This window comes from Roseateles sp. So40a (assembly GCF_048081605.1).
In the GTDB taxonomy this organism is placed as follows: Bacteria; Pseudomonadota; Gammaproteobacteria; order Burkholderiales; family Burkholderiaceae_C; genus Roseateles.
This window is the reverse complement of record NZ_CP182288.1, coordinates 4642924-4661997: the sequence shown is the minus strand read 5'-3', so window position 1 is coordinate 4661997 and position 19074 is coordinate 4642924. Positions and strand designations below refer to the sequence as shown.

Sequence of the window (19074 nt, the reverse complement as noted above, 5' to 3'; positions counted from 1 at the left end):
GACGGCGCCAGGGCCTGAGGGCCCGGCGCGAGGCATCGCCTTCTCGCGCGTCAGGTGCTGAGCCCGCCACCGCCCAGCGTGTGCGCGGCGCCCAGCATCTCGTGCACGTCGTGCGCCATCACCGCGAGGAAGGCAGCGAGGCCGAGGTAGTAGGCCGCGTACTCGATCTTGGTCTTCAGCGGGACCGCGTAGTAGGTCATCGCCTCCTCGCTGTCGGCGCGGTACTTCCAGGCCTTCATCAGCTGCGGCGCGGCCAGCACCGCGATCAGCAGCAGCAGCGGACTGGGCCGCAGGATGAAGAGCCCCACCAGGATGGGCACACCCGCGAACCAGATCCGCGGCGACAGCACCGCCGTGATGCGGCCGCCGTCGAAGGGCGACAGCGGGATCAGGTTGAACAGGTTCAGCATGAAGCCCGCGTACGACACGGCCAGCAGCCAGTCCACGTTCCAGCTGCGCGCCAGCAGGTAGCAGGCCGTCGCCGCGACCGTGCCCAGCAGCGGACCGCCCAGTCCGACGAAGGCCTCGGTCTCGGCGTCATGCGGGGCCTTGTCGATCGTGGTCCAGGCCCCGATGAAGGGCACCAGCATCGGCAGACCCGCCGGGATGCCCCGGTGCCGCGCGGCGAAGAAGTGGCCGAGCTCGTGCAGCACGATCATCACGACGAACCCGACCGCGTAGCGCCAGCCGAAGACCATCGCGTACAGCGCGATCGACAGCAGCATCGTGCCGCCGCTGGCCAGCAGCTTGCCGAACTTCAGCCCGGAGAACAGCAGGAAGAGCAGCTTGGTCATCGGCTCAGGACTCCGCCGCTTCGCTCTTCTTGCGGCCCAGCAGCTTCATGATCGCGCCGCCGAAACCGACGACCGCCAGCACGATGATCTTGGCGAACTTCAGGAAGAACGCGCCGATCACCGCCAGCAGGCCCAGCTTCTTGGCGCCCACGCCCAGCACCAGCGCGGCCAGGCCGTACTCGGCGACGTGGTCGGTCTTGGCATTGAAGTCGCTGTAGCGCTTGCCGTCGTTGAACTCCAGCGCGCCCAGCAGCTGCTTGGCGTCGCCCTGGTACTTGGGCAGCGCGTCCAGGTCGGTGACCAGGTTCAGCGACATGTAGCCCTCGCGGCCCAGCGCGTAGGTGTTGTAGTTGACGCCCTGCGGCTCGCCGGCCGGTGCGCCCACCTCGCGCGACTTCATCGCCCAGACCAGGCGATGCGTGTCCGCGGCATAGGCGGGCTCCTGCGCCCAGCCGGTGATCTCCAGCGCGCGGCCGCCCATCTTCTTGCGCTCGTCGTTGCTGGCCTCGGTGCCTTCCTTGAAGCTCTTGAGCATGTCGGCGGCGTCCCAGTGCTTGGCGTCGTCGTCCTTGATGTAGCCCGATTTCTCGAAACGCAGCGTCGCGAACCAGTCGCCGTCGCCGCGCGGGAAGACCACGCCTTCCAGGTCGCTGTAATCGCCGGGGTTGCCCATCGCGCGCATCAGCTTGGCCGCGTGCGGCTGCGGGATGTAGACCTTGCCCTCTGGCAGGTGCAGCACGGCCTGCGTCGACAGCTTGATGTCCTGCGGGCCCTTGACGATGTCGTTCTGGGCCGCGGCGATCACTTGCGCGAAGGCGTTCTGGCCGGTCTCGGCGCCCTGTGAACCCTCGGCGAAGGCCGGCGTGGCGCCGAGGAACATCGCGCCCAGGCAGGCGACGGCGAAGGCCCGCATCCAGCGGGTGGGGGTGGTGGTCATGGAGAGCTCCCTCGAAAGACGTGACGAATCCGGACGGCCTCTTCGGGCCGAAGGGTGCGAGTCTATCGATGTGAGGGATCCGTAAAACCGAACTTCCCCCATGAGGGGGCGTCGCGTCGCGCACGAACGCCAAACCTCGCACGCCTGAAGGAACCACGGCCCGCCGGGCGGGTGCCGGGCGGGCCGTGGGGTGTCGTTCTGAGGGTCTTCAGGCGATCAGGTGACCGCCCGACCGATCAGGCGAGTTCCTGCCAACGCTGCTTGAGCTGGTCCCACTTCAGGCGGGCGGCCTTCACATGGCGCTCCTTGACGTGGCCGTAGCCGCGGATCTCTTCCGGGATGCGGGCCAGGTCAACGGCGGTGGCCAGGCGGTCGGTGCTCAGGCCCTTGGCCAGGATGGCCTCGATCGTCGCGCGGTAGTCGGCGATCAGCTGGCGCTCCATCTTGCGTTCCTCGGTATGGCCGAAGGGATCGAAGGCGGTGCCGCGCAGGCCCTTCATCCTCGCCAGCACGCCCATCGCCGGACGCACCCACGCGCCAAAGGCGCGCTTCTGCAGATGGCCGTGGTCGTCCTTCTTGGCCAGCATCGGCGGGGCGAGGTGGTGCACGACCTTGAAGTCGCCCTCGAACTGGCCCTTGATCTTGTCCAGGAACTTGGTGTCCGTGTGCAGGCGGGCGACCTCGTACTCGTCCTTGTAGGCCATCAGCTTGAACAGATAGCGCGCGACCGCCTCGGTCAGGCGCGTGCCGCCGACCGGCGTCTCGGCCTGGCGGACCTTCTCGACGAAGGCGCGGTACTGCTCGGCGTAGGCGGCGTTCTGGTAGCCGGTCAGGAACTCCACGCGCTTGGCGATCAGCTCGTCCACGCCCTGGCGCTTGACGAAGTTGATCACCTGCTGCGCGGCGAACAGCGACTGCACCGCGGCCAGGTCATGAGCGCAGCGGCGGCCCCATTCGAAGGCGGCCTTGTTGTTGTCGATCTGCACGCCGTTGAGCTCGATGGCGCGCATCAGCGCGGCGTGGCTCAGCGGCACGCGGCCCTTCTGCCACGCGAAGCCCAGCATCAGCGGGTTGGTGTACAGCGAGTCGCCCAGCAGCTTCACCGCGACTTCCTCGGCGTCGAACATGCCCAGGTGCGAGGCGCCGACGGCCTTCTGCACGGCGGCCTCGCAGGCGGCGCCGGGGAAGGACCAGTTGGCGTCATTGACCAGCGTGGCGGTCGGCGAGCCATGCGTGTTCAGCGCGACGAAGCTGCGGCCCTCGCGCATGACGGCCAGCGTGGTCTTGTTGGCCGCGACGATGGAGTCGCAGGCGATCACCAGATCCGCTTCCGCGGTGCCGACCTTCGTGCAGTGGATCGCGTCCGGGCTGTTGGCGATCTGGATGTGGCTCCAGGTCGCGCCGCCCTTCTGCGCCAGGCCCGCGGCGTCCTGCGTGATGACGCCCTTGCCCTCGAGGTGCGCGGCCATGCCCAGCAGCGAGCCGATCGTGATCACGCCGGTGCCGCCGACGCCGGCCACGACGATGCCCCAGGCCTCGACCGGGTTGGGGACCAGCGGCTGCGGCAGGGCCGGCAGCGACGCGTCGAACGGGCTGATGCGCTTGTCCTTCTTGGGCTTCTTCAGCTCGCCGCCCTCGATGGTGACGAAGCTCGGGCAGAAGCCCTTCACGCAGGAGAAGTCCTTGTTGCAGGTGTTCTGGTTGATCTGGCGCTTGCGGCCGAACTCGGTCTCCAGCGGCTCGACCGACAGGCAGTTGGACTGCACCGAGCAGTCGCCGCAGCCTTCGCAGACCAGCTCGTTGATGACGGTGCGCTTGGCCGGATCGACCAGCTTGCCGCGCTTGCGGCGGCGGCGCTTCTCGGTGGCGCAGGTCTGGTCGTAGATGATGACCGAGGTGCCGGGGATCTCGCGGAACTGGCGCTGCAGCGCGTCGAGCTCGTCGCGGTGATGCACGGTGACGCCGGCGGCCAGCGGCTTGCCGTCGTACTTCTCGGGTTCGTCGGTGACGATGATCAGCTTGGCGACGCCTTCGCTGATCAGGCTGTTCATGATCTGCGTGACGCTGTGGCCCTCGGGGCGCTCGCCGACCTGCTGACCGCCGGTCATCGCGACGGCGTCGTTGTAGAGCACCTTGTAGGTGATGTTCACGCCGGCCGCGATGGACTGGCGGATCGCGAGGATGCCGCTGTGGAAGTAGGTGCCGTCGCCGAGGTTGCTGAAGATGTGCTTCTCGTCGGTGAACGGCGCCTGGCCGACCCAGGGCACGCCCTCGCCGCCCATCTGGGTGAAGGTCGCGGTGTTGCGGCCCGGCATCCAGGTGACCATGTAATGGCAGCCGATGCCGCCCACGGCGCGCGAGCCGTCGGGCACGCGCGTGCTGGTGTTGTGCGGGCAGCCCGAGCAGAACCACGGCGTGCGGTCGGCGCCGCCGGCGGTCTTTTCCTCGGACTTGAGCGATTGCTCCTTGGCGTCGATCAGCGCGACGCGGGCGTCCAGGCGCGCAGCGGTGTCGGCGTCCACGCCGAGCTTCTTGAGGCGCTTGGCGATGGCGCGCGCGATGATGGCCGGCGTGAGGTCGGCCTGCGGGCGCAGCAGCCAGTTGCTGCTGGGGTTGGGGTGGCTCCACTCGCCGCCGCTCTGGTCGCCGTCGGTCTCGTCGAACTTGCCCAGCACGTTGGGGCGGACGTCGGGGCGCCAGTTGTACAGCTCTTCCTTGAGCTGGTACTCGATCATCTGGCGCTTCTCCTCGATGACGAGGATCTCCTGCAGCCCGGTGGCGAAGTCGCGGGTGATGGTCGCTTCCAGCGGCCAGACGACGTTGACCTTGTGCAGCCGGATGCCCAGGCGGCGGCAGCTGTCGTCATCCAGGCCCAGGTCGTGCAGCGCCTGGCGGGTGTCGTTCCAGGCCTTGCCGGAGGCGATCAGGCCGATGCGGTCGTGGGGCGTCGCGATGACGTTGTGGTTGAGCTTGTTGGCGCGCACGTAGGCCAGCGCGGCGTACCACTTGAAGTCCATCATCCGGGCTTCCTGATCCAGCGGGGGATCGGGCCAGCGGATGTGCAGGCCGCCCGGGGGCATCTGGAAGTCCTCGGGCATGAGGATCTGGACGCGGTCGGGGTCGACGCTGACGCTGGAGGAGGACTCGACGATCTCCTGGATGGTCTTCATGCCGGACCACAGGCCGGAGAAGCGGCTCATGGCGAAGGCGTGCAGGCCCATGTCCAGGATTTCCTGGACGCTGGACGGGAAGAAGACGGGGAAACCGACGGCCTTGAAGACGTGGTCGCTCTGGTGGGCGGCGGTGGAGCTCTTGGCGATGTGGTCGTCCGCGGCGATGGCGATGACGCCGCCGTGCCTGGACGTGCCGGCCATGTTGGCGTGCTTGAAGACGTCGATGGAGCGGTCGACGCCGGGGCCCTTGCCGTACCACATGCCGAAGACGCCGTCGAAGCGGGCCTTCTCGGGGAAGAGGGCGAGCTGCTGGGTGCCCCAGACGGCGGTGGCGCCGAGTTCCTCGTTGACGCCGGGCTGGAAGACGATGTGCTGCTTGGCGAGGTGCTTCTTGGCGGCCATCAGGGCCTGGTCGTAGCCGCCCAGCGGGGAGCCGCGGTAGCCGGAGATGAAGCCGGCGGTGTTCAGGCCGGCGATGGCGTCGCGGGTGCGTTGCAGCATCGGCAGGCGGACCAGCGCCTGGACGCCGCTCATGAAGGCACGGCCCTCGTCGAGTGCGTATTTGTCATCGAGCGTGACCTTCTCGAGGGCGCGCAGGATGTGTTCGGGCAAGGGGGCGTTCATGCGGGGAGTCTCCTGATGGGTGGCTGACCTCCGGTCCTCGCTTGTGGCGAGGCCGTGTGCCGTGGCTGCCGACGCAGCGCCAGTATGGGCGCGCGCGGAAAACGCAGCGAACAGTGTAGGAAACAATGCCCGGCGAGTGCTTGCTCGTTCTGCCCTGCGGGCGGTCAATTGAGCAAGAATCTTTCCCGAAATGGGTAGTGGAGATCGTATGGCATCGAAAAACGGCGTCTCAGGGAAAACCATGAGGGCGACGGCGGGTTCCGCGGCGTCGGCGGGGGCGGAGGATTCCGAGGACGGTGGCGGCGGGTCGGGGGGCTCGGCGAGCGGGGAGCTGGACCGGTACCACGTGGCGATCCTGGCGGAGTTGCAGCGGGAGGCGCGCTTGTCCAACGCGGAGCTGGCGACGCGGATCGGGCTGTCGCCGGCGCCGACCTGGCGCCGGGTGCGCTGGCTGGAGGAGCAGGGCTTCATCACCGGCTATCGGGCCGAGATCGACCGGCGGCGGCTGGGATTGGGCGTGCTGGCGTTCGTGCGGGTGGACGCGGATCGGAACAACGGCGCGGCGACGAAGGAGCTGGAGGAGGCGATCCGGCAGCTGCCGGAGGTGATTGCCTGTCACTACATCAGCGGCGCGGGGACCTTCGAGCTGGAGGTGATGGCGACGGATCTGGATGCGTTCAGCCGGTTCTCGATCGACACGCTGCTGAACCTGCCCAACGTGAAGGACATCCACACGAGCTTCTCGCTTGGCGAGGTGAAGGCGGGTGGCGCGCTGCCGTTGGGGCATCTGCGGCCGAAGGGGTGAGGGGGAAGGCGTGAGGGAGGAAACAGCGCAGAGACTGTTTATTGCGTTTACAGCCTTTGATTGGTATTCTCTGAAAACAGCTCCTATGCTGTAAACCGAATAAACAGCCCATAGTCTGTATGCCGAACTTCCCCGTCAGGACACCCGATCAGTTGCCGGCGTTGCTGCAGGCCTTTCGCAAGGAGGCCGGCCTGACGCAGAGCGAAGTGGCGCTCCGTCTGGGCGTGACGCAGCAGACCTACTCGGCCCTGGAGCGCAACGCCAACACGGTCGGCGCGGCGCGTTTGCTGAAGCTGCTGAACATCCTGGGGGTCGAGTTGACCCTGGCCAGGCCGTCGCCGGCGACGCGGGGTGGTTCGGGCGACGGTCAACCGGAGTGGTGAGGCCATGGGACGCCTCGCACCGACCCGCACGCTCGGACTCTGGATGAACGGAGCGCGCGTGGGCACCTGGACGCTTGCCAGGAATGCGCAGGACACGCTCCAGTACGACCCTGCCTGGGTCGAATCAGCGGAGGGGCGCCCCCTTTCCCTGTCGCTGCCCTTCATGCCGGGCAATGCGCCGCATCGAGGCGAGAAGGTCCACGCCTATTTCGAGAACCTGCTGCCGGACAGCAGGGAGATCCGTGAGCGCCTGGCGCGTCGCTTCAACACGGGCTCGATCGATGCCTTCGACCTGCTGGCCGAGATCGGGCGGGACTGCGTGGGGGCGCTGGAGATCCTCCCCGAGGGAGACGTGTCAGCCGGCCCGGCGGAGGCGCAGGCAAGGCCTCTGAGCGACGCCGAGGTCGCGCAGGACCTGCGCGCCGCGACGACGCCGCAGACGCTGAACTGGGGGGCCGACGAAGATGAGTTCCGCATCTCCATTGCCGGCGCCCAGGAGAAGACGGCGCTCCTGCGATTGGACGACCGTTGGTGTCTGCCTCGAGGCAGCACGCCAACCACGCACATCTTCAAGCTGCCGCTGGGGCTGATCGGCGGCCTGCAGGTGGACATGCGGAACTCCGTCGAGAACGAATGGCTCTGCGCGCAGATCCTGAGGGAGTTCCGGCTGCCGGTGGCGGCCTGCGAGGTCCGGCATTTCGAGGATGTGAAGGTCCTTGTGGTCGAGCGGTTCGACCGCGTCTGGCGAACCTCGCGGGAGGGAATGAACCGGTTGATCCGCCTGCCACAGGAAGACATGTGTCAGGCGCTCGGAGTGCCTCCGGGCGCGAAGTACGAAGCGGATGGCGGGCCGGGGATGGATCAACTCCTCGATCTGCTCGACGGCTCCATCGCGCAAGAGGAGGACAAGCGCGTCTTCTTCAAGGCGCAGTTGATCTTCTGGATGCTCTGCGCGACCGACGGCCACGCCAAGAATTTCAGCCTGCACCTCCGGCCGGGGCGTCGATATCAGCTCACGCCGCTCTATGACGTGCTGTCTGCCTACCCCGTGCTGGGAGAAGGGCGGGGCAAGCTGTCGTCGCACAAGGTCAAGATGGCCATGGCGGTCCGGTCGAAGAATGCGCATTGGAAGATGCGAGACATCCTCCGACGCCACTGGGTCGTGCTCGGCACCAGGCATGGTGTCGTCACGGAAGACGGTCGCGATATCGGGGCGCTGATCGATGAGGTGGTGGCGCGCACGCCGTCGGTGATCCAGGCCGTGCGAGCGCAGTTGCCGGACGATTTCCCCGCGGAGGTGGCCGAGGCGATCCTGGATGGGCTCCAAGCGGCGGCGGATCGGTTGGGCGTTGGGCGGTGATCCTCCAGACGACCTGGCGTCGTGCTCAAAGCTCGAACCATCCGGCAAGGATCGCGCTGATCAGCAGCGTGATCGACAGGAAATGCAAGGCACGGCCGATCGGCGTGATCTGGAATCTCTCCTGCCGCAAGATGAACTGCTTGAGATTCATGGGGCGAGTCGGATCGATCAGATTGGCCGTGGCGATAAATCCAAGGGTTGCAGATCCACCGAGTAATCCCATCGCGACCCGATGGACCGAGAGCCAGTGACAAGCCAGGAAAAAGCTGAGAATCGCGATGAGCAGGCAAACGACTCGAAAGATATTGACCATGCCGAATTCTCCATATATGAAAGTCGAGGAGGGCGTCCCCTCCAATTTCGTCGACGAAATATGGGGCTTCCTTAGAAGAGGTTGAAGTCCATCAGGTTGTCACCCTGGTGATTCGCCATGTCCGACAGGACGGTTCCAAAACCATAACCGGCCGCGCCGGCCCCCATCGCGGCACCCCAACCGGCGGTGTCGCCGAGCGCCACCCAAGCCGAGATCAGCAACGGGATCCCTCCCGATACCTGATCGAGTTCGTGGTCTTCGAGTTCACGCATATCAATCTCCTCCATGGATGGTTAATGCGTCCATCCTTCCGCTTCGAGCCGAAGTGCTCGAATTCCCTTCAAGTCAAACCCATGCCTTCGTGAATGTCGGCCTAGGCTCAAATGGCTTTGTCAGTCGACTTGAAAGCCATGGGATGAAGGTTATTCGCGTCGAGGAGTAATTTTTATTGGTGGAAATTCCATCATGTGAATAGATATTGGGGCGCCCAGGCGTAATTGGTGCGGTGAGCTTAAATAGTTAATGCTGACCATTGCCAATTCCATGACGTCTCTGTACCGGTCACACTCCCAAGCCCCTGTACCGCTTGGCCCCGACCCCTCGCTGGCATAGTCAGCGATCCCCCCGCTCGCCCTGGCCGCCATGACGCTCCCGCTCCGCCATTTCCTGCTCGCGCTGTCCGTGGTCGCCATCTGGGGGAGCAACTTCGTCGTGATCCGCTGGGGCCTGAACGCCTTCCCGCCGCTGCTCTTCGCCGCGCTGCGCTTCACCTTCGCCGCCATCCCCGCCGTCTTCCTCGTCCCGCGTCCCCAGGTCAGCTGGCGCAACCTCGCCGCCTACGGCGCGCTCGTCGGTGTCGGCCAGTTCGGCCTGCTCTACCTGGCGATGCGCTCCCAGATCTCCCCCGGGCTGGCCTCCCTCGTCATCCAGACCCAGGTCTTCTTCACGCTGCTGCTGGCCATGCGCCTGAGCGGCGAACGCGTCCAGGGCTTCCAGTGGCTGTCGCTCGCCATGGCCGCGGCCGGCATCGGTGTCATCGCTTCCCACACCGACGGCTCCACCACCGTCCTGGGCCTGGCCATGGTCCTGCTGGCCGCGTTCAGCTGGTCCAGCGGCAACATCGTCGGCAAGCGCGCCGGCGCCGTGAACATGCTCGCCTACGTCGTCTGGAGCAGCGTCTTCGCCGCGCCCCCGCTCTACGCGCTCTCCCTCGTCGTCGAGGGCCCCGCCCAGATGGGCGACGCGCTCCGCCACGCGGGCCTGGGCGCCTGGGGCGCCGTGCTCTGGCAGTCCGTCGGCAACACGCTCTTCGGCTACGGCGCGTGGAGCTTCCTGCTCTCGCGCTACCCCGCTGCCACCATCGTCCCGATGGCGCTGCTCGTGCCCGTCTTCGGCATGAGCTGCTCCGCGCTGCTGCTCGGCGAGGGCCTCCCGCCGTGGAAGCTCGCCGCCGCCGCGCTCGTCATCAGCGGCCTGGCCGTCAACCTGCTCTGGCCGCGCGTGCGCGGCGTGCTGCGCGCCGCATGAGACGCCGCGTCGCGCACCTGGCCGCGTGGATGCTCCTGAGCGCGTCCGCGCTCGCCCAGTTCGTGCCGGCGGAGAAGGGCAGACCTGCCGCGCCCCCGGTGCGCGATCAGGAGATCGCCCAATGCCTGCCGGGCGAAATCCAGACCTGGGGTGACGGCAAGGATCGCCCGATCGCGACGCGCTCGCTGCGCTTCGCCTATCGCCATGACAACGCGCCGCCCTGGTTCACCGAGGCCCAGGTCCTGGCGCTGGTGAAGCGTTCCGCCGAAGCCTGGTCCGAGTGCGGCATCCAGCTGCGCGTCATCGCCGTGCCCATCGGCCAGTCTCCGCCCGAGGACGCCATCCAGATCCTGTGGAGCGACGTCGGCAGCCGCGGCCAGTTCGCGCTGGCCAACGTCACCGCGCGCAGCCTGTCCATCGGCCCGGGGCTCTTCGCGCTGCTGCGCGAGCGCAATCCGAAGCACCCCGCCGAGCAGACGCTGCAGATGGTGCTGTCGCACGAGATGGGCCATTTCCTCGGGCTGATGGCGCATTCCCGGCGCTGCGTCGACACGCTGTCCTATTACGACAACGGCAAGGGCGAGCGCTGCGCGCTGCGCGATCCCAAGAGCTGGGGCAGCGTCGTCGAGTACCGCTCGATGCTGCCGACCGCTTGCGATATCCAGCGGTGCAGGGCGCTCAACAAGTAGTCGGAGCCGTGGCGCGCGACCGTGACGGCATCGCGGCGTATGCTGGCGCGATGCAGCACCCTCGCCGAACCGCTCTTGTCGTCCTGTTGGCCGCGTGCGCCGGGCTCGCCGCGACGGCCCACGCGCAGGGCCCCAAGCAGAACCTGCTGGTCGAGCTCCGATGGGTCGAGTCCGAGCTCAGCGGCACCGCCGTCGCCGGCATCCGCGATGGCAGCACCGTCGTCAGCACCGGCGGCAGCGTCTCGCCGCGCGGCGGCGTCACGCTCTCCACCGAGAACCGCGAGCAGCGCCAGCAGCTCTTCCCGCGGCTCATGGTGCTCAACGGCTCGCAGGCCTCGTTCACGATGACCGAGTCCACACCGGTGCAATGGGTCGACGTCGCCGTGGACCGTCAGCAGAGCGAGCGCGACCGCGTGGTCGTCGTGCCTCGCCAAGGCATGGCCGAACGGGTGCGCGGCATCGTCGTGCGGCCGAACTGGCCGGGTGGCCGCAGTCCGGTCAATGTCGAGGTCCGTGCGTCGGATCAGTCCCAGCTGCCGCAGGGCGGCGCCTACGGGACCTCGCTGCCCGACGCCCACCAGCGCCCGAGCACCGACGTGCTCAGCACCGTGCAGGCGCCGCTGGGCATCTGGGTCACCATCGCGCGCACCGGCAGCGTCAGCTCGAGCGCCAGCCGCAACACCTACAGCACCCGCGACGCCGAGGTGCAGAAGCTCCGGGAACTGCAACTGCGCGTGGACGTCGCTCCTTGAGCACGAGTCCTTCCGCGAGCCCTCACCCCCACCCCTCTCCCGCTTCGCAGGCGAGGGGAGTCTGGGATCTGGACTCGAACAGGTTTCTTCGAAGCGGCTCAATCAGTCTAATTGGTATTTGACTGGTGTTAATTCGAGCGGCGATCCGCTAAGCTGCGGCGTCCCTTGGAGACCCGCATGTCCGTTCGCGTCCTGTCCCGTGTCCGCAACCCCTTGAGCACCACGCTCACGCTGTGTGGCGCGATCGCCGCCTCCGCCGCGATCGCTGCGACGCCGACGCCGGCTCCCTCTCCGGCCTCCGCGCCCGCTGCCGAGGCGCCCGGGTACGCGCTCTTCGGCGGCAAGCCCGTTGCGTTCGAGCGCACCGGCAACAAGGTCGTCGGCGTGTACGTTCCCAACTGGGAACCGGTCGAGCTCATCGAGCGCGTGCCGCCGCAGAACCTGACGCATGTGCTCTACGCCTTCCTGCGCCTGTGCGGCCCGGGCCAGCTGGAGAAGGACGCCGCGAAGTGCGTCGGCAAGAAGGACTTCGAGATCGGCACCGGCCCCGTCGACGAGCGCTTCAACGCCGCCTTCCTGCGCTACAAGCAGCGCGCGCCGCATCTGAAGATCGTCGCGTCGATCGGCGGCTGGGGCGGGTCGGATCCGATCTTCCACCTCGCGGGCGACCCGGCGCGACGCGCCGTGTTCGCGGCCTCCGCGCAGCGATTCCTGCGCGAGCATCCCGCCTTCGACGGCATCGACATCGACTGGGAACACCCCGGCAACAACGGCGCGCCCAATGGCGTGCAGCTCGGCACGCCGCAGGACGGCCAGCATTACGCCGACTTGATGACCGACCTGCGCCAGGCGCTGGACGCGCTCACCGCCGAGACCGGCCGGCCCTACCTGCTCACGACCGCCGTCAATCCGATGGACTCGATCGTCGGCAAGATCAACTTCAAGGCCGCGTCCAAGCCGCTCGATCTCGTCTTCATGATGAGCTACGACTTCTACGGCATGTGGTCGCCGGTGGCCGGGCATCACTCGACGCTGAAGTCCTCGTCGGCGCAGGCCGATGACAGCCTCGAGCGCGCGGTGCGCAACCTCGAGACCGCCGGCATGCCGCGCGGCAAGCTGGTCGCCGGTGTGGCGATGTACGGCCGCGGCTTCACCGGCGTGGCCGCGACGCAGGCCGGCACGGCCAAGACCGGTGCCTATCCCGGCGCCGAGGGCGCGCAGGGCTATCGCGAGATCGCCGGGCGCATCCTCGATGCCCAGGGGCAGGGCCGCCAGGGCTATGAATCGCGATGGGATCCGGTGACGCAGTCGTGGTCGCTGTACCACCCCAAGCTCAAGCTCTGGATGGGCTACGACGATCCGCGCGCCGTGCTCGCCAAGGGCCGCTTCGCCCGCGACCTCGGCCTGGCCGGTGTCTTCGCCTGGGAGCTGAGCCAGGACAACGGTGACCTGCTCAACGCGATGAACCGGGGCGTGGGCAACCTGCCGCTCGATGCAGGCACCGCGACCGCGCCGGCCAAGGCTCAGAAAGAACCGCGCCGGTAACTCGGGCGGCGCCTCCCGGGCCTACGATCGCGGCCATGAGCTCGACCCTGACTTCCATCGCCGTCCCGGCCCCCACGCCGTCCGCGCGCCTGCGCATCGCCCTGATCGCCCACGACGGCAAGAAGGACGAGATGGTGATGCTCGCCACCGAGTTCGCCGACTTCCTCGGCGGCTGCGAGCTCGTGGCCACCGGCACGACCGGCACGCGGTTGAGCGCCGAGGTCGGCCTGCAGGTCGAGCGCATGCTTTCGGGCCCGCTCGGCGGCGACCTGCAGATCGGCGCGCGGCTGGCGGTCGGCGGCGTCGACGCGGTGGTCTTCCTGCGCGACCCGATGACGCCGCAGCCGCATGAACCCGACATCAACGCGCTGGTGCGCGCCTGCGACGTGCACAACGTCGCCTGCGCCACCAACGTGACCAGCGGCCGGCTGATGCTGCGCTCGCTGCAGGCGCTCGGCGCCCCGGCCTCGCGGGAGTAGAGTCATCGGTCGAGGCTGCGGCGCGGGAGCGCGCCGGCCCCAGACAAGGAGACTCCGATGCAACGACGTACCTGGATCGCGGGCACGGCTTCGCTCACCGGAATGAGCGCGATGACGGCGCTGACCGCGATGACGACGGTCCTCACGCCGGCCCGCGCGCAGACCGCGACCGCGCCGCGCTGGTGGTTCATCTTCCTGGAGACCGGCAAGCCGGTGCCCGACGACAAGGCGGCTGTCGAGGCGATGCAGCGCGGGCACATCGAGAACTTCAAGAAGCTGTTCGGCGAGGGCAAGCTCTTCGCCGCCGGCCCGATGCGCGATCCGGCGCGGCAGAAGCGCGGCATCGTCGTCGTGCAGGCGCCGGACCGCGAGACGCTGCTGAGCTACTTCCAGCCCGACGAGTACGTGCGCGAGGGCTACATGGTCGTGAACGCGCAGCCCGCGACCGTCCATCAGGCGCTGCATCACACGGGCATCGATCCCAACGGCATCGAGGAGAACCGCATCGTGCTGTTCACCCGCGCCGAGGCGCAGGACAAGGCGGCCGTGCCGGTGTTCCTCAAGCGCGCGCTGGACGACGGCGCGATCGGGGCCTGGTACTCGCTGGAGGACGGCCCGATCGGCGAGGTCGCCTTCATGCGCGGCACGGACGAGACGGCGCTGCGCAAGACGATGGCCGAGTACCCCGGCCTGTCCGATCAGCGCGTCACGATGAAGATCTGGGGGCAGTGGCTGGGGAAGGGCGTGCTGCGCTGATCCCTCAGCGCCACGCCCTCAGCGCCCTTCCTCACCGCCCTCCGTCACCTCGACAGCGGCAGCGGATAACTCGCCAAGCTGGCGTGTCCGGACTTGGACACGGCCTGCACGCCGAAGATCAGGTTGTCCTTGGACAGGGGCAGCGTCACCGTCGTCACGTTGCCCACGTCCTTGGCGCCTTCCCACATCTGCGACTCGCTGCGGCGCCACACCACGCGGTAACCCGCCAGCTCCGGATCGACGCTGGCCGTCCACAGCAGCGTCGTGTCGTTGGTCAGCTCGCGCGCGTCGATGCGCGCGCCCTTCACCGGCGACGGCGCCCATGCCAGCGTCGCCAGTCCTGCGAGGTTGATCCGCGCCACGTCGGCCACGTAGCCGAAGTCCACGAACTCCGGCAGGTCGCCGTACACCACGCCGTTCTCGGTGCGCAAGTTCTGATGCTGGTGGCGGAAGTCCTCGAAGGGCTCGGAGAAACGCACCGCCGCATACCCGCGCTCCAGGAACGGCAGGTGATCGCCGCCGCGCAGGTAGCGATCGCGGCGCTCGATCAGGTCCACGCGGAAACCGGGCAGGTACTGCTCGCCCACCGCCTTCAGGTGGCGGCCGAACTGCTGCGTCGGCAGGTCCGCGCCGCCGCCCGCCACCGCCAGCGGCTGCAGCTGCGCGCGGATCGCGGCGTTGGTCTTGACCTCGTCCTCGGTGGCCGCGCTGTTGGCGCTGGCGTTGACCAGCAATCGCAGCAGCGGATCGAAGCCGTCGGCGAACAGCCGCAGGCGCTTCGGGTCGTACTCGCCCTTGTCGCCGCGCGAGCTGCCGATGATGTCGTTGGTGATCATGCCCTCGACGTTCAGCCCCTGCGCACGCGCACGCCGCGCCCAGTGCCGAGCGCCCAGCAGGCCCTGCTCCTCGCCGGGCACCGCCATGAACACGAGCGTCGCGTCGAAGCGCTGCTTCGCCGCCGCGCAGGCCATCTCCATCACCGCGGCCGTGCCCGAGGCGTCGTCATTGGCGCCCGGCGCCTCGCCCTTGGCGTCCATCACGTCGGTGTTGCGCGAGTCGTAATGCCCGCTCACCACCAGCACGCGCTCGCGCGGCGTGCCCGCCGACGCGCCGGGCAGCGTCGCCACGACGTTGACCAGCTCGGTGGGCGCGGACAGCCGATTGCCCGCCGGCTCGATGAACGCGTCCATCGTGACCTGCAGCCGGCCGCCGGTGCGCGCGCTGCAGTCCTTCAACTGGCGCTCGATCCAGCGACGCGCGGCACCGATGCCGCGCGTGTCGCTGACGGTGTCCGACGCCGTGTGCCGCGTCCCGAAGGCCGCGAGCTTGCGGATCGTCGATTCAATGCGTTCGGCGGAGATGTCCGCCAGCATCGGCGCGACGCGCGGATCCAGCGGCGGCGGCGCGGTCTCGGCGGCCGCCCGAGCGGTGGCCTGCGCCGGTCCCGAGGCCGGCGTGGTCTGGGCGAAGGCGGATGTGGCGATCAGCGCCCAGACAGCGGCGGCGGTGGGAATCAGGGCAGGGCGTAGGCTCATGGCGGCGTCAGGCGAGGTGTTGTTTCAGGAAGTCGAGCGTGCGGGTCCAGGCGAGTTCCGCCGCGGCGGCGTCGTAGACCTCGGGCCGCGTCTTGTTGGAGAACGCGTGGTCGGCCTCGTAGCGGTGGATCACCGGGTGCTTGCCGGCGGCGGTCATGCGCGCCTGCAGCGCGTCGACCTTCTCGGGCGTGCACCAGTCGTCGCGCGTGGCGAAGTGGCCGAGGAAGGGCGGCTCGATCCGGGCCGGGTCGGCGAACTCGGTCGGCGGGATGCCGTAGTAGCAGACCGCGGCCTGCAGGTCCTTGACCAGGACGCCGGCCGCGATCGTCAGCGCGCCGCCCATGCAGTAGCCCATCACGCCGACCGGGCCGCAGCCCAGGTGCTCGCGCAGGTGGGTGAGCGCGCCCTGCAGGTCCTGCGTGGTGGCGTCGCCGAAGTCCAGCCCGTTCATCATGTGGCTGGCCTCGTCGGCGTCCGCGGCGATGCGGCCGCGGTAGAGGTCGGGCGCGAGCGTGGTGATGCCGGCGGAGGCCAGCCGCTCGGCGATCTCCTTGATGTGGGGTTTGAGGCCCCACCATTCCTGGATCAGGATCATGCCCGGGGCGCCGTCACCGGCGCTGGCCAGGTAGCCTTCGGTGCGGCCGCCGTCGGGGCGGTCGAATTCGATCATCTGTCCCATGTGGAACTCCCAGTGCGAGAACGAAGGATGAGAGGAAGAATCGGCCCCCTCGAAGAACACCATGGACGGCCGCTGCGGGCGGTCGGATCCTCAGGGAGGAAGCTGTGAGTCTGCACGAGCAGTTGTACCAATGGACGGCCCGGCAGGGCCTGGATGCGAGCAGCGCACGCCGCTTGCGGGCGCTGGCGGGCCTGGACGCACCGCCGGGCGATCCGTGGACGCCGTTGCGCCGCGGCGCGGGCGCGCTGGCGGCGGGGCTGGTCGGTTTCGGGCTGATCCTGTGGGTCGCGGCGAACTGGGACGACTTCGGCCGGGCGATGCGCTTCGGGCTGCTGCAGGCGGTGACCGCCATCAGCCTGCTGGCCGCCGCGCTGCTGGCCGCCTGGCGCGCACCGCTGACGCTGGTGGGACTGCTGACGCTGGGCGGGCTGCTCGCCTATTTCGGCCAGACCTACCAGACCGGTGCCGATCCCTGGCAGCTCTTCGCGCTGTGGGCGGCGCTGGGGCTGCCGCTGGCCTGGGTGGCGCGCTCGGACCTGGTCTGGACGCCCTGGGCGCTGATCGCGGCGACCGGCATCGGCCTGTGGATGGAAACCTTCGGCGGACACGGCTGGCGTTTCGACGCCGCCACCGTGCCGGTCCACGCGATCGGCTTCGTCGCCTACGGCGTGCTGTGCGCGGGCCTGGCCTGGCGGCCCGGCGCGGCGACGCAGCCCTGGGCCTGGCGGCTCGCGGTGCTGGCGTCGGTGATCGCGATCTCCGGAGCGGCCATCGGCGGGCTGTTCGCGCGCCATGTGGCGCCGCAGTTCTACCTGGGCCTGGGCGTGCTGGCCATCGGCGGCGTGCTGGCCTGGCGCCGTGCCGAGGTCTACGCGCTCAGCGCGCTGGCCTTGGCGGTCGACACGCTGCTGGTGCTGGCGCTGGCCCGGCTGATGCTCGAGCAGCGCGCGGACATCGGCGGTTTCCTGCTGATCGGCCTGACGGCCTGCGGGCTGTTGGCTGCGAGCGTGAGCCTGATCATGCGGCGCGTGCGCGCAGTGCAGGAGGCGCGATGAACCCCACCGACTGGATCGCGCAGGCCCGCGCCGAGGGCCTGGTCCCCGCGGAGTCGGGACCACCGGGTCGTCCCTGGCCCGTGGTCGTGCTGACCGCGCTGGGCGCGTGGCTTGCGGTGCCGCCGTTCATCGCGATGTTCTGGATGCTGTTCGCGCAGGCCTGGGACAAGGGGCCGATGCCCTATGTCGAGGGCCTCGGGCTGATGGCCCTGGCGCTGGTGCTCTTGCGCGGGCGGACGACGCCGCTGTTCCTCGAGCAGGCGGCGGTGCCGCTGCTGCTCACGGGCGGGGTGTGCCTGGGCTTCGGGCTCGCCCGCGACCTGCCCGAGGCCGGCGCGGCCGCAATCGGACTGGCGATCGGGGCGGGGCTCGTCGTGCTGCTGCCGCAGGCGTGGCTGCGGGTGCTGGTGGGCCTGGGGATGGCGGGTCTGACGGCGTATCTGCTCCATCTCAGCCTGAACGATGTGCTGCCGTTCGCCTGGTACCGGCGCGGCGGCGGGCAGATGTTGTCGCAGGCCGCGGCGCTGCTGGCGATCGGCGTGCTGGCGATGCTCGTGCAGCATCGGGCGGGGCAGTCGGCGCGGACCGCGTCGGTGGCAGCCGCGCTCGAGCCCGCATTGAGCGGCTGGTGGATCGGCGTCCTGGCGCTGCACGCGATGGCGGCGGGCCAGGCCTTCGGGGCCGTGGGCGCGATGGGCGGTGGCGGCGGATTCATGACCGTCACGACGGAGATGGTGACCGAGGGTCATCGCGTGGCGATGGCGTGCGCGCGGGCGTTGTCGGCGTTGCTGGCGCTGGCCGGAGCGTTCTGGCTGTGGTCACGCTGGCGTCCCGCGGATGCGCTTCGTCTGGTGCCGCCGGCACTGGTGCTGGTGAGCCTGGCCGCGCTGATGCCGGCCCTGGGCGGCGCGTTGCTGGTGCTGGCGCTGATGCTGTCGACCCGGCGCTGGGCGCTGGCAGCGCTCGCTGGCGCGGCGGCGGTGTGGGCGATCGGAGCGCTGTATTACGAATGGAGCCTGCCGCTGGCGCACAAGTCCTTGGCGCTCGTGGTGGCCGGTGTCGTGCTGGCGGCCTGGGTGCGGTGGCTGGCCTGGCATCCGGAAGCGCCTGCGTCAGGGGCCGCGTCGGAAGAGCCGGCGCCCCGCTTGGCGATGCGGGGGGCGGCGGCGGTGCTCGTGGGTGCGGCGGTGCTGGCGTTGATCCTGGTGAACGTCGGCATCGCGGGCCGCGAGCGGCTGATCACCGAGGGCCGTCCGGTGTACGTGAAGCTGGCGCCGGCGGATCCGCGCTCGCTGATGCAGGGCGACTACATGCGCCTGGCCTACGAGCTGCCGGGGACGCAGGGCATCCGGTGGATGACGCGCAACACGGCCGCCGACGGCTCGCCCTTGTGGGGCGCGAGGCCGCGCGTGGCGGCGACGTTGGATGCGCGTGGAGTGGTCGTGGCGGCCCGGCTGCTCGCGCCCGGCGAGGCACCGCCGCCGGGGACGCAACTGCTGGAGCTCACGCCCAAAGCCGGCGGATGGACCTTCGTGTCCGACGCCTGGTTCTTCCGCGAGGGCGAGGCGCAGCGCTGGCAACCGGCGAAGTACGGCGAGTTCCGCGTGACGCCCGACGGCAAGGGCCTGCTGGTGGGCGTCGTCGGGGAGGACCTGAAGCCGTTGTGAG

The 19074-nt window shown here is 69.0% G+C and carries 18 protein-coding genes; 11 read left to right on the top strand and 7 right to left on the bottom strand.

The window, feature by feature from the left end:
- Positions 1 to 50 precede the first annotated feature (50 nt).
- The 3 genes from ACNI65_RS21225 to ACNI65_RS21215 form a co-directional block, all read right to left on the bottom strand.
- The gene (locus ACNI65_RS21225; RefSeq protein WP_416759196.1) at positions 51 to 794 is read right to left on the bottom strand and encodes a metalloprotease; all 744 of its coding nucleotides are present in this window, start codon (positions 792 to 794) and stop codon (positions 51 to 53) included.
- 4 nt (positions 795 to 798) lie between these two features.
- Positions 799 to 1731, bottom strand: coding sequence for a DUF2167 domain-containing protein (locus ACNI65_RS21220; RefSeq protein WP_416759194.1), 933 nt, complete (start codon positions 1729 to 1731; stop codon positions 799 to 801).
- A gap of 236 nt (positions 1732 to 1967) precedes the next feature.
- Positions 1968 to 5528 (bottom strand): indolepyruvate ferredoxin oxidoreductase family protein, encoded by a 3561-nt coding sequence (locus ACNI65_RS21215; protein ID WP_416759193.1) that lies wholly within the window; start codon positions 5526 to 5528, stop codon positions 1968 to 1970.
- Between the two features lie 208 nt (positions 5529 to 5736).
- Here ACNI65_RS21215 and ACNI65_RS21210 point away from each other — a divergent pair, with 208 nt between their 5' ends.
- The 3 genes from ACNI65_RS21210 to ACNI65_RS21200 all read left to right on the top strand — a co-directional run bounded on the left by ACNI65_RS21210 (position 5737) and on the right by ACNI65_RS21200 (position 8076).
- Complete coding sequence (locus ACNI65_RS21210) at positions 5737 to 6333, top strand: Lrp/AsnC family transcriptional regulator (protein WP_416759192.1); 597 nt, start codon at positions 5737 to 5739, stop codon at positions 6331 to 6333.
- A 119-nt stretch (positions 6334 to 6452) separates the two neighbouring features.
- Positions 6453 to 6716 carry a helix-turn-helix domain-containing protein gene (locus ACNI65_RS21205; protein WP_416759191.1) on the top strand — a complete coding sequence of 88 codons (264 nt, stop codon included), beginning with the start codon at positions 6453 to 6455 and terminating at the stop codon, positions 6714 to 6716.
- A gap of 4 nt (positions 6717 to 6720) precedes the next feature.
- Complete coding sequence (locus tag ACNI65_RS21200) at positions 6721 to 8076, top strand: type II toxin-antitoxin system HipA family toxin (protein WP_416759189.1); 1356 nt, start codon at positions 6721 to 6723, stop codon at positions 8074 to 8076.
- A gap of 25 nt (positions 8077 to 8101) precedes the next feature.
- Here ACNI65_RS21200 and ACNI65_RS21195 read toward each other — a convergent pair whose 3' ends face one another.
- Together ACNI65_RS21195 and ACNI65_RS21190 are read right to left on the bottom strand one after the other, a co-directional pair.
- A complete protein-coding gene (locus ACNI65_RS21195; RefSeq protein ID WP_416759188.1) occupies positions 8102 to 8389 on the bottom strand; it encodes a hypothetical protein in 288 nt (95 codons plus the stop codon).
- A 71-nt stretch (positions 8390 to 8460) separates the two neighbouring features.
- Complete coding sequence (locus tag ACNI65_RS21190) at positions 8461 to 8661, bottom strand: hypothetical protein (RefSeq protein ID WP_416759187.1); 201 nt, start codon at positions 8659 to 8661, stop codon at positions 8461 to 8463.
- 370 nt (positions 8662 to 9031) lie between these two features.
- Between ACNI65_RS21190 and ACNI65_RS21185 the strand changes: the two genes are divergently transcribed.
- The 6 genes from ACNI65_RS21185 to ACNI65_RS21160 all read left to right on the top strand — a co-directional run bounded on the left by ACNI65_RS21185 (position 9032) and on the right by ACNI65_RS21160 (position 14137).
- Complete coding sequence (locus ACNI65_RS21185) at positions 9032 to 9916, top strand: EamA family transporter (RefSeq protein ID WP_416759185.1); 885 nt, start codon at positions 9032 to 9034, stop codon at positions 9914 to 9916.
- A complete protein-coding gene (locus tag ACNI65_RS21180) occupies positions 9913 to 10605 on the top strand; it encodes a hypothetical protein (RefSeq protein ID WP_416759184.1) in 693 nt (230 codons plus the stop codon). Before ACNI65_RS21185 ends, ACNI65_RS21180 begins: the two co-directional genes overlap by 4 nt.
- Before the next feature lie 86 nt (positions 10606 to 10691).
- Entirely contained in the window at positions 10692 to 11357 is a 666-nt protein-coding gene (locus ACNI65_RS21175) for a hypothetical protein (RefSeq protein ID WP_416759183.1), read from the top strand.
- A 177-nt stretch (positions 11358 to 11534) separates the two neighbouring features.
- Entirely contained in the window at positions 11535 to 12902 is a 1368-nt protein-coding gene (locus ACNI65_RS21170) for a glycoside hydrolase family 18 protein (RefSeq protein ID WP_416759182.1), read from the top strand.
- A gap of 35 nt (positions 12903 to 12937) precedes the next feature.
- Positions 12938 to 13381 (top strand): methylglyoxal synthase, encoded by a 444-nt coding sequence (locus tag ACNI65_RS21165; RefSeq protein WP_416759181.1) that lies wholly within the window; start codon positions 12938 to 12940, stop codon positions 13379 to 13381.
- A gap of 57 nt (positions 13382 to 13438) precedes the next feature.
- The gene (locus ACNI65_RS21160) at positions 13439 to 14137 is read left to right on the top strand and encodes a YciI family protein (RefSeq protein WP_416759180.1); all 699 of its coding nucleotides are present in this window, start codon (positions 13439 to 13441) and stop codon (positions 14135 to 14137) included.
- A 44-nt stretch (positions 14138 to 14181) separates the two neighbouring features.
- On the opposite strand, the gene ACNI65_RS21155 is transcribed toward ACNI65_RS21160, so the two are convergent.
- Complete coding sequence (locus ACNI65_RS21155; protein WP_416759179.1) at positions 14182 to 15672, bottom strand: M28 family peptidase; 1491 nt, start codon at positions 15670 to 15672, stop codon at positions 14182 to 14184.
- A 7-nt stretch (positions 15673 to 15679) separates the two neighbouring features.
- Positions 15680 to 16351, bottom strand: a complete 672-nt coding sequence (locus ACNI65_RS21150) for a dienelactone hydrolase family protein (protein WP_416759177.1) — start codon at positions 16349 to 16351, stop codon at positions 15680 to 15682.
- A 104-nt stretch (positions 16352 to 16455) separates the two neighbouring features.
- Between ACNI65_RS21150 and ACNI65_RS21145 the strand changes: the two genes are divergently transcribed.
- Together ACNI65_RS21145 and ACNI65_RS21140 are read left to right on the top strand one after the other, a co-directional pair.
- Positions 16456 to 17406: a DUF2157 domain-containing protein gene (locus ACNI65_RS21145; RefSeq protein ID WP_416759175.1), complete on the top strand. Its 951-nt coding sequence runs from the start codon at positions 16456 to 16458 to the stop codon at positions 17404 to 17406.
- Positions 17403 to 19073 (top strand): GDYXXLXY domain-containing protein, encoded by a 1671-nt coding sequence (locus tag ACNI65_RS21140; protein ID WP_416759174.1) that lies wholly within the window; start codon positions 17403 to 17405, stop codon positions 19071 to 19073. Before ACNI65_RS21145 ends, ACNI65_RS21140 begins: the two co-directional genes overlap by 4 nt.
- Position 19074: the final 1 nt, after the last annotated feature.